We start from the raw sequence: 10,101 nt of genomic DNA, 5'->3' as shown, positions 1-10,101 counted from the left end.
ATACCCACCTACAGCAAACTCATCTACTTCAACATACCCCTTCAAAGGATGCTGTAAACTACTTTGCATAGAATATTGTACTTTACGTCTGAAATTTAAACAGCTTTGATAACTCAAGGACAGTTTCTCACTTAAAGTTAAAGTGGACATGCCTTTCTTATCACAACTAACTTTAAATATGAATTCAAAAGCAGTTAGAATTGAAAATTTCAGCTTATGAAATAGGGTATGAGCTGTAACAGACTCATCATATTTACACTTTTGACAACGTCTAGAATGCAACTTTTTACCTTTCATATATTTTGTATGTTCACATTTCCTACATTTGTAATGATCACTCCACTTTAGTGTCGATAAATATTCAAGACAATCTTCTTCTTTTTGAAATGTTGAATAAAATGTTCTATCGTCAAAACCTTCAAAATTGATCATAATACATCTGGTTGTTTGGTTACTTTTACACTAATGTAAATCAGTTAACCGTAACAGAAGTACGTTTTACTATTTAGGGCGATCTAAGTTTAGATACCTAATTATTTATTTCAGTAGAATTGCTCAAACAAAAATTTACTTTTTATGATTAAGTTTGTTATATTCTTAAAGGAATAGCAAACTTAGTGATTTTTTACTTTCTAAACATCACTTTCTCTCTTGTAAGAGTCATTAATAGAAAGTAAATTACTAGAGTAAACCCTTATTTATCTGAACGTATTAAAATAGCTAGACTTGAAGAAGTTAATCATCATCTCTTTAATATTTATCTGCATAACCCCGTTATCTGTTTTTGCTCAATTCCCAGTTGAGGAAGAAGATGAATATTATGAAAAAGAATGGGCCTTAGGTATCATGATGAATACCTATGGTGGAACTATTGGCGGAGCCTCTGTCCGTTTCTCAAAGAAATTCTTTTACGAGCATAAAATTACTGAATCACTGGGAAGAAACAGCGGAAAAACCAAAGTGACTCGTGGTAGAGTGGGAGAGATAGAGAACGAAAGAAAATACCATTCTTTGAGTATTGAATTTTTGAATATCAAACACCCCAAAGAAGAAAAAAGACAAACCTATACTGGAGAGTCAGTAGTTCCTGGTAAAAAGAATAGACTGTATGCCATCCGACCTATGTTTGGTAAAGAATGGATTGTCTTCAAGAAAGCAAGAAAGCAAGGAGTTCAAATGAATTTCATAGCCAATGCAGGACCATCTATTGGTATTGTTTCACCTTATTTGATTAAATACAAAGATCCGGCAAGAGGAGTAATTACAAAACAGTTTACAAAGCAGGACTTTCTTGATTACAGTGATTTTATTGAAGGTACAGGGTCTCTGGGAGAAAGTCTTTCAAAAGCTAGTGTTGTGGTAGGTTTAGCGCTTAAAGCCTCTCTGTCATTTGAATTTGGGGTAAATAAAAGAAGTATCACAGGTATTGAAGCGGGTATCATTGCAGATGCTTACGCTCAAAAAGTGGAGATTATGGCAACCGATGATAACCGAAATCTTCATATGGCTATGTTCCTGACATTCTTTTTTGGAGGAAGAAAATAAGAGGTGTAATTTGAGTTAAGAGTTAAGAGTTAAGAGTTAAGAGTTGTGTTTTGTACTTCCCTAAATAGGGTTGACCGTTTTGATTCGACTTCTTTGATAAATATAAAAAAGGTATAGCAATTTTTGACTGCTATACCTTTTCTGTTTTAATAAAGTGATTTGTTAAGTTCTTTCAAGACTCTTTTGTCTCTGGAATAAATATCGTCATAAAAATGCACTGCGATATCAGGTCCGAGCATCGCTGTAAAATACAATAAATAAACTGTGGGTCTTTCCATCAGAATAACTCTTTTTAGTTCATGTGTTTTGACAATCTCTTCAATTTTTTCTAAAGTGTATCCTTGATCTTTCAGTAGCTGTTCACCTAGTTTTAATGGTTCATGGACTCTGATACATCCATGACTAAATGCTCTTGAGTTTCTACTGAACAAATACCTTGAAGGAGTATCATGAAGATAGATTGAGTATTTATTCGGGAAAATGAACTTAATATACCCAAGTGCATTGCCAGGACCAGAACCCTGAACTATGTAATAAGGAAAGCTTTTCTGTTTGATGGATTTCCAGTCGACAGAATAAGGATCAATTTCATTATTAGCTCTGTCATACAGCTTCATATTTTGCCTTTTCAGATAACCAGCATCTTTTTTCAGCTTTGGAAGCATCTCCTTGCTGGCAATACTATAAGGTACACTCCAAGTTGGGTTAATATCTATATAGCTCATTTTAGCCTTGAAAACAGGCGTTTGATGATATGGTTTACCCACTACTACATTCGTCTGATAATACCATTTTCCTTGTTTATGAAGATATAATGTGAAATCAGCAATGTTGACGAAGATAAAGTTATCATCATCTTCATGGTTGATCCATCTTGCTCTTTCTAGGTTTACTCTTAGAGTATTGATTCTGCTTGAAATAGGTACATTTAATGCTTTGAGAGTCGCTTTTCCCACTTTGCCGTCCTGCTCCAATCCATACATTTTCTGGAATGCAATAATAGATTGTCTCAAGTTGTCATTATAAATAGTGGAAGTGGTGTCTAAAAGTGGAATTGTTACATAAGAAGAATCAAGAATAGGGGCAGGGTTGAAAGGAATCATTGATGTGACGGTATCAATAACGGGTTGGTTTGAAGGAGCATTGATAATCGCAATGCCTTCTTGTTGTGATCTGAAAGTTGTATCAACCTTAAGTACAGTAGAGTCGACAGGAAGAAGATTGCCAGTTATGGCTAACCTCTTTCTTAGCTCAGGAATATACTCATTATTATCACCTAATTCGATAGATTCGATTTTATGAAGTTTAGTGTACCCGCCGTTTGCTTCGATCTCTCTGAAGTTTTTTAATGATTTCTTTAAACCATTATAAAGGAGATTATTAGGACGGATAGACGCAGAAGCTTCAATAATCATTTCCTGTTCAATGGGTGCTAAAAAAAGCTTGATTCTATCCTCAGAAAATTGTTTTGTATCAAAATTCCATGTAGAAGATATCGTCTCTGGCTGAACTTTTCCCCAAATCATATGAGAACTTAAAAGAATACCAGCATCTGTCAAGACAACATCATAGAGTGCTTTTTCTTCATTTGTAAGAGAAGGTTTATTTTTCAAATCCATGATAGCTTTCAGATGATAATGTTCAGGAGTTAAACCTTCATTATAACTGTCATTGATAAGAAAAAGTAGGTCTTCAATGTTTTTTTGAGAGGTCCAGATTGGTTCATAGTCTCTTCTATCGTAGATCAATGGCATTAAACTGTCTGAAAAAATCTTGATGCCATAAGGGTGATCTCCGGAATTGAGTGCTTGAAGAACAGTTTTTATTTCGGGAGTTTGCTGTGATAAAAGTGTATTGGAAAATAGAAGTGAGATAAAAAACACAATTGATCCAATACACTTTTGCCAACAAATAAGAGTATTAGTTTGTCGTTGCATATTTTTGAAAGTAACCTTTCGATTATTAAGAGCTTGTTGGTTGGGAGTGATTATTCACCTTTTTGTTCATCAAGAATATTATCTTCATATTCTACGATGTTTTCTAAGCATTTTGTTAGTAAGTCTGCCGCTTGTTCCACTTCTTCCAAAGGAATTCCTTTTGTAATAGAAAGAATAGCATCTTCAGCAATACCTACTACCTGCTCTTTCAGGTCTCTAGCTTTTCTTGTTAGATAAATCAACTTAGATCTTTTGTCATTTGGATTTGGAACTCTAGTTACTAGGTTGTTCTTCTCCATATTATCGATCAAACTTGTGATACTAGCTCTGTTTTTTAATAAAAATGTGGCGAACTCCTGTTGTGCTCTACCGTCTTTGTCCCAAAGCATTACAAGCACATCCCATTGTTCTCTTGATATAGGTAAACCTTCACGCTCAAAGGCACGCCCTAAAGTGTAGTTGCCTAATCTTGATACTTGTGCAATTATTTTAGTCAGACGTCTTCTCTTTTCAACATCTTCGCTCATTAATGTACCCATAGATATGAATTTGAATTGATAAGTTATTAAATGTCCTGTAATGTAATTAATTGTTTGTGTTTAATCAAAATTTAAAAGATAAAATTATTTTAAGCTCTGGCACTCACCTCTGAAGCTAATGAAATCTTGTTTTCACTCATTTTGTCTTATTGTTTTTACCTGAAAATGACAAAATGACATTTAAAATCTTATTTTAATCAACTGTAAATGACAAAATGTCTCACTTTTTCAATTGGTACACCTCTTGTCCAATAGCAAACTGTAAAATTTGATATTCAATAAAAATTAAAATAATAAAATCATGAGTATAGCAACTTATAGACCGTCGACAAGAAAATCATTCGTTTCAAATGTGATTAATGCTGTAGAAAGAAGCAGACAATCATTTGTACCTGTGAATATTAAGGAAGATGAAACAGCTTTCTATTTAGAATTAGTAGTACCAGGTTACAAGAAAGAGTTTTTCTCTATTAATGTTGAAAATAATAGATTGAACATTAACTATAAGCAACCAGAAATAGAGAACAAAACAGAAGAGAAGTTCTTAGTAAATGCTTATCAAGTGAGTGATTTTGAGAAAGCTTTTAAAATTACAGATTTGATTAAAGTAGAAGCTTTAGAAGCGAAATTTGATGCAGGAATTTTGACAATTACTTTACCGAAAAGCGAAGAGAAGAAACCTGTAAAAATTGAAGTAAAATAATTAACCATAACAAAAACATAATATTAAAAATGAAACATTCATTGTCAGATTACCCAACAACTTTTATTTCCTCATTGATGAGTGACGTTGTAAATGTATTAGATACTGTAAACCCATTAGACGCTCAAGTTCCTATGAATGTAAAGGAGTATGCAGAAGGTTTTACTGTAGAGATTGTAATACCAGGCATTAAAAAAGAAGATGTTGAGATTGCCATTGACAATAATAAATTAGTGGTGACTTATAAACATACTGAGGTTGAACAAGAAGGAGTGAAGTACCTTAAAAGAGAATTTGTAGGTAAAGATTTCAAGAGATCATTTACGCTACCAAATAATATTAATGTAGAAGGTATTAACGCTTCGTATGATGACGGCATTTTGTCTGTCGTTTTACCGAAAAATACTCCTGCAGAGAAAAAAACAATTGAAATAAGTTAGTCAATTATATAATCGTTATCAGATTCGTTTCCCTATTGTGGTGAGTAGGACGGATTAGCGACAGATAGTTTTAGAGTTCCTTTTTTTAGCCAATCTCAATTTTGAGGTTGGCTTTTTCTTTTTCCGAATAAGTGCTGGGACAAAAGTAATTGGCAATTTGAAGGTGAAAAAAGTGGTTTGTATTGTGGTTCAGTGGACGTTGTAGTACAACGTTCCTACAGCCTACTTTCAATTTTTGGTAGAATATCATTTATGAAGGATACAGTTGTAGGGATGTTGCATTGCAACGTCCACTGAACCACCATAAAAACCATTTTACGAACCATCATTCTTCATTCTTCCCTCTTAATTCTTCATTCAAAATTTTTTCCATGTACTTAATCTCTATTTCAGAAGGTTATTATCTATTATTTATACCAAAGTGTTTTTAATCAATACTGATTTTGTAACTTGCAGTTGCTTTTGATTCTCAAGAACTATTTTTCTTAGTATCAAAGCCATAATCTAAATTTTTATCTCAGTTTAAATAAGAAGAAGATCATTTTTTTATGAGATACTTTTATACGTTAATCTTGACTTTTTTATTTTCTTTCAATGCTTTAGCTCAAGGCGGAAAAACGGAAGTTGAGAAGTACACTTACGGAAAACAATTAATAGACCAAGGAAAGTACCAGCCCGCGATTGTGGTATTGCAAGATATGATGACTCTGAAAGGAGTTACTTTGCAGCCCTATGCATATACATTGATAGGATACGCATATTATCAGGAGGGAAACTTTATAGAAGCTCAAAATAATTTAAATAAAGCCATCACAGATTATGCTGATTGGGATGAGAAAGAACAAGCTAAATATCTGCTTGGGTGTTCTTATTTGAAAGCCAAAAAGTATGATGAAAGCTTGATGACGGTGAATGGAATCACTGATAAGAAACTCAGACAAGAGTTGAATACAATGATTTTTCAAGAGTTGGAAGAGCTTAGCATTGAAGAATTAAAGCCTATCTGTGAAGCAAATACTGAAAATGAAGATATTGCCACTTTACTTTTCGATAAGATTTTACAGCAACCAAAAGAAGAAAGAGATCAGGAATTACTGACAAAGCTTTCTGTGCATTTGGGTATTGAAATCAATAAGCATGTGGTAAAGAAATCAGAGAAGAAAGATAAATATACTGTAGCAGTAGTATTGCCTTTCTTTACTGAAACGACTGATGGTAATGCATTGAGAGTGAAAAATGAGTTTGTTTATAATATCTATCAAGGTATTCTGATCGGACAGGAATACTTGGCAAAAAGAGATGTCAACATAGATATTATAGCTTATGATACTAAAAGAGATACAACACATCTGAGTGCATTATTGGAAGATCCGAAGATGATGAATGTAGATCTTATTATCGGTCCATTATATGCTGATATGTTGCCGATCGTGAAAAAATTCTCAAATGAAACTGGCATTCCGATGGTCAATCCAATTTCAAGTAATAGTGCCGTTATTGAGGATGCTTCCAATGCGTTTATTACTTCTTCTACTCCAGAAACAATTGGAAAGAGTTTAGGTAAGCGTTTAAGAGCAGAGGAATTAGCAACATTAGAGCAATTCCCTGAAGGTGATTCTTTAAGAATTCAAGCTGATACAGTACAAACATATGTTGTATTTGGCCATTCTACAAAAGAAAAACAAATGGCGGCAGCGTTTAAAGAAGCTTATGAAGCAGAAGGAGGTAAGATTGCAGCTTATCAGGAATTTGATCCAGTAGATGGTTTTAATGTAGTACAGGAAATGTTCCAGCCATTGGCTTATGATGATTCATTAGAAGTAGTTAAAGATTCTACAGCTCATGTATTCATTTCAGTGGTCAATGAAGTAGAGGCTTTAAGTACAGTAAGTGCATTGCTTTCATTAGGTACTGTAGCTTCAGCTTATGTACCGCAAGAATGGTTGAAATATAATCAGTTAAGTTATTCTCAGATGGAGACAGCACAAATCAATATTCTTTATCCGAATTGGTTTGATGATGATTCTTTCAGAGCGAAGACTTTTATAGCAGAATATCAGGAGAAATTTAATAATCAGCCTTCTGGCTTTGTTTATAATGGATTCGAAACCATGTTTGCTTTTGGTATGATCCTGAATGATTATGGAAATGGTTTTGTACAGAAGCTAAGGTCAAGTGACGAATTCAGAAAAGGTTATTTGACTCCGGCTTATAATTATAAGAATGCTCAGGATAATCAATACGTTCCTATTATTCAATTTATTGATGGAGATCTGAAAAATAAGACTCCACTTGAAGAAGCAGTGAACTAAAATTCAGAGAAATCAAATAATGTAAAGCTGTCCGTAAAGTTGATATTCACTTTACAGACAGCTTTCCTAGTTTTATTAATAGAGAGAGAAAGAAATGCCTTACGCGAACGATGATGATTTCAAATTTTTTAAAACGGATGCTTTTAAAAAATATGCAGAAGAAGAAGGTTTGGTGGATTACTTGAAAACATTTTTAACCGAAAAGAAAGTAGAGGGAATAGAAAAGGTGCTTTCTCAGAGAACAAATCATTTTACAGTACTATTGGAGGAGGTTTTCAAACTTCAAAATGTTGGAGCGATCATCAGAACTTGTGATTGTTTCGGTTTACAGAACCTTCATCTAATAGAAACTGATACGAAGTTTAAAGTTTCTTTGAAGACTACAATGGGTTCTGCAAAATGGGTAGATGTCAATACATATGATTCTACCAAAGGAGCTATTGAAACATTGAAATCTAAAGGGTATAAGTTAGTAGCCACAACGCCACATACGGATATGTCTATTGATGATTTGCCAGTAGATGAGCCTATAGCATTGATGTTTGGGAATGAAAAGGATGGTATTTCAGATGAAGCTTTTGAAATGGCCGATTACAAGGTGAAAATACCAATGCACGGCTTTGCTGAAAGCTTTAATATCTCGGTCAGTGCGGCATTGAGTTTACATACTTTGAGTACAAAATTGAGAAAGTTGCCCGAGAGTGAGTGGAAATTATCAGAGGAAGAAAGAAAACTGATTGAAGCGGCTTGGGTGTGTAAATCCCTCGATCGTCACGAGACCATTGCGAAGACTTTTAAAAAATAAGATACGATGAATAAAGACTTGAAAATTGTTTTTATGGGAACGCCTGATTTTGCTGTTCCTTCATTAAAGATTCTAGTAGAAAATAATTACAATGTAGTTGGCGTAATTACAGCTCCTGATAAGCCAGCTGGTAGAGGAAGAAAACTACACATGTCTCCTGTAAAAGAATATGCTTTGGAGGCAGGGTTGAATATTCTTCAACCTACAAACTTGAAGAATGCAGAGTTCCAAGCGGAATTAAAAGCTTTAGAAGTAGATCTTCAAATTGTGGTGGCTTTCAGAATGCTACCTGAATCAGTTTGGGATATGCCTCGCATCGGTACTTTTAATTTACATGGTTCATTACTTCCTGATTACAGAGGTGCGGCGCCGATCAACTGGGCCATCATCAACGGTGAAAAAGTAACGGGTGTAACGACGTTCTTCTTACAGCATGAAATTGATACAGGAGATGTCATCATGCGTGAGGAAGAACCTATTCATGAAGAAGATACTGTAGGTGATGTATATGTACGTTTGATGGAGAAGGGTGCAGGAACTGTATTAAAAACAGTGAAGTTGATTGAAGAAGGAAACTACGAGACAACACCTCAGCAGATTGTAGGAGAACCGAAACATGCTCCAAAAATCTTCAAGGAAACATGTAAAGTAGATTTTACGCAACCGACAGAGAAAGTATATAATTTTATCAGAGGTTTATCTCCTTATCCTGCAGCGTGGACTGAGATTGAAGGAAAAACGTACAAGCTTTTCAAAGTGTCAAAAGTAATGGACAGTGATGTGCAGGCCAATGAAAAAGGATATGCTACTGACAATAAAAATTACTTCTACATTAAAACAGCAGATGGTTTTATTTCCGTAGAGGAATGGCAAATGCAAGGCAAAAAACGTATGCCAGTCAAAGCATTTTTGCTAGGAACAAAATTTGAATAAATAGAAAATCCCGATCAATTACTGATCGGGATTTTTTGTAGAATACCTGTTGTCTCTACTATCTATTGTTGCTGTTTTGTAGCAGCAAGTACAATTTCTCTCACATTCACGCCTTGAGGCTGATTGAAAGCATACCAGATTGCATTGGCAATATCTTCAGCTTTTAAAATGTTTCCCATCTCTTTTTTCCAAGCTTCATAGCCATCCTTTATTTCTTGATTGCTTGTGTGTGAAAGCAATTCCGTTTCCACAGCACCAGGAGCAATCGTAACCATTCTTACATTGTCAGCAGCCGCTTCTTCTCTTGCGTTTTCGGTGATGGCATGTACGCCGAATTTGGTACCACAATAAGCGGCATGATTACCAAAAGTTTTCCTTCCAGCAATAGAACTGATATTGATAATAGTACCTCCTTTTCTTTCTCTCATTTGAGGAAGAACAATCTGCATACCATTCAATACTCCCATGATATTGACGTCAAACATTTTTTTCCATTCCATTGGATCTTGGATAGCAATATCACCCAAAAGCATCATTCCAGCATTATTCACAATAGCCTCTGTCAAACCAAATTGACTTTCAGCTTCAGCAATAGCTGATTTGAAAGCATCATAATTTGTTACATCCACTTTTTTAATGAGTGTATTAGGAAGGTTTAGCGCTTCCATTTTTTTCACTCTTCTGCCTAAGAGTAAAAGAGGAAAACCATTGTCAGAAAAAAGTTTAGCAGTGGCGGCGCCAATTCCAGAACTAGCACCTGTGATAACGATCAGACCTTTATTTGTTGATTCCATAATGAGAAGTATTAGATTTATTTATGATTAAATGTCTTTATTAACTGTTGATACAAAGGTGTTTATTCTTCATTTATCATCAAAATACTATTT

General features: G+C 34.4%; 10 protein-coding genes. 6 read left to right on the top strand and 4 right to left on the bottom strand.

Translation table 11 applies throughout. From position 1 onward, the window contains the following. Positions 1 to 432: transposase (locus HHU12_RS07015; protein ID WP_169656040.1), on the bottom strand; the 432-nt coding region annotated here is incomplete at its 3' end. Positions 433 to 726: 294 nt separating this feature from the next. Between HHU12_RS07015 and HHU12_RS07010 the strand changes: the two genes are divergently transcribed. After that, positions 727 to 1,545 (top strand): hypothetical protein, encoded by an 819-nt coding sequence (locus tag HHU12_RS07010; protein ID WP_169656039.1) that lies wholly within the window; start codon positions 727 to 729, stop codon positions 1,543 to 1,545. A gap of 146 nt (positions 1,546 to 1,691) precedes the next feature. On the opposite strand, the gene HHU12_RS07005 is transcribed toward HHU12_RS07010, so the two are convergent. After that, positions 1,692 to 3,482 (bottom strand): L,D-transpeptidase family protein, encoded by a 1,791-nt coding sequence (locus tag HHU12_RS07005; protein ID WP_169656038.1) that lies wholly within the window; start codon positions 3,480 to 3,482, stop codon positions 1,692 to 1,694. A gap of 50 nt (positions 3,483 to 3,532) precedes the next feature. After that, complete coding sequence (locus HHU12_RS07000) at positions 3,533 to 4,021, bottom strand: MarR family winged helix-turn-helix transcriptional regulator (RefSeq protein WP_169656037.1); 489 nt, start codon at positions 4,019 to 4,021, stop codon at positions 3,533 to 3,535. 301 nt (positions 4,022 to 4,322) lie between these two features. On the opposite strand from HHU12_RS07000, the gene HHU12_RS06995 reads away from it, so the two are divergent. The 5 genes from HHU12_RS06995 (at position 4,323) to fmt (ending at position 9,214) form a co-directional block, all read left to right on the top strand. Next, complete coding sequence (locus tag HHU12_RS06995; RefSeq protein WP_169656036.1) at positions 4,323 to 4,724, top strand: Hsp20/alpha crystallin family protein; 402 nt, start codon at positions 4,323 to 4,325, stop codon at positions 4,722 to 4,724. Between the two features lie 29 nt (positions 4,725 to 4,753). Continuing rightward, complete coding sequence (locus tag HHU12_RS06990; protein ID WP_169656035.1) at positions 4,754 to 5,164, top strand: Hsp20/alpha crystallin family protein; 411 nt, start codon at positions 4,754 to 4,756, stop codon at positions 5,162 to 5,164. A 548-nt stretch (positions 5,165 to 5,712) separates the two neighbouring features. Further along, positions 5,713 to 7,476: an ABC transporter substrate-binding protein gene (locus HHU12_RS06985; protein WP_169656034.1), complete on the top strand. Its 1,764-nt coding sequence runs from the start codon at positions 5,713 to 5,715 to the stop codon at positions 7,474 to 7,476. Positions 7,477 to 7,570: 94 nt separating this feature from the next. Continuing rightward, positions 7,571 to 8,281 (top strand): TrmH family RNA methyltransferase, encoded by a 711-nt coding sequence (locus tag HHU12_RS06980; protein WP_169656033.1) that lies wholly within the window; start codon positions 7,571 to 7,573, stop codon positions 8,279 to 8,281. 6 nt (positions 8,282 to 8,287) lie between these two features. Next, the gene (fmt, locus tag HHU12_RS06975; protein WP_169656032.1) at positions 8,288 to 9,214 is read left to right on the top strand and encodes a methionyl-tRNA formyltransferase; all 927 of its coding nucleotides are present in this window, start codon (positions 8,288 to 8,290) and stop codon (positions 9,212 to 9,214) included. 62 nt (positions 9,215 to 9,276) lie between these two features. On the opposite strand, the gene HHU12_RS06970 is transcribed toward fmt, so the two are convergent. Continuing rightward, the gene (locus HHU12_RS06970; RefSeq protein ID WP_169656031.1) at positions 9,277 to 10,008 is read right to left on the bottom strand and encodes an SDR family oxidoreductase; all 732 of its coding nucleotides are present in this window, start codon (positions 10,006 to 10,008) and stop codon (positions 9,277 to 9,279) included. Between the last annotated feature and the right edge of the window lie 93 nt (positions 10,009 to 10,101).

Origin of the sequence: Flammeovirga aprica JL-4, assembly GCF_012844305.1 — a bacterium.
Taxonomy (GTDB): Bacteria; Bacteroidota; Bacteroidia; order Cytophagales; family Flammeovirgaceae; genus Flammeovirga; species Flammeovirga aprica.
The sequence above is the reverse complement of the archived record's forward strand: the minus strand, read 5'-3'. Positions and strand labels throughout refer to the sequence as shown.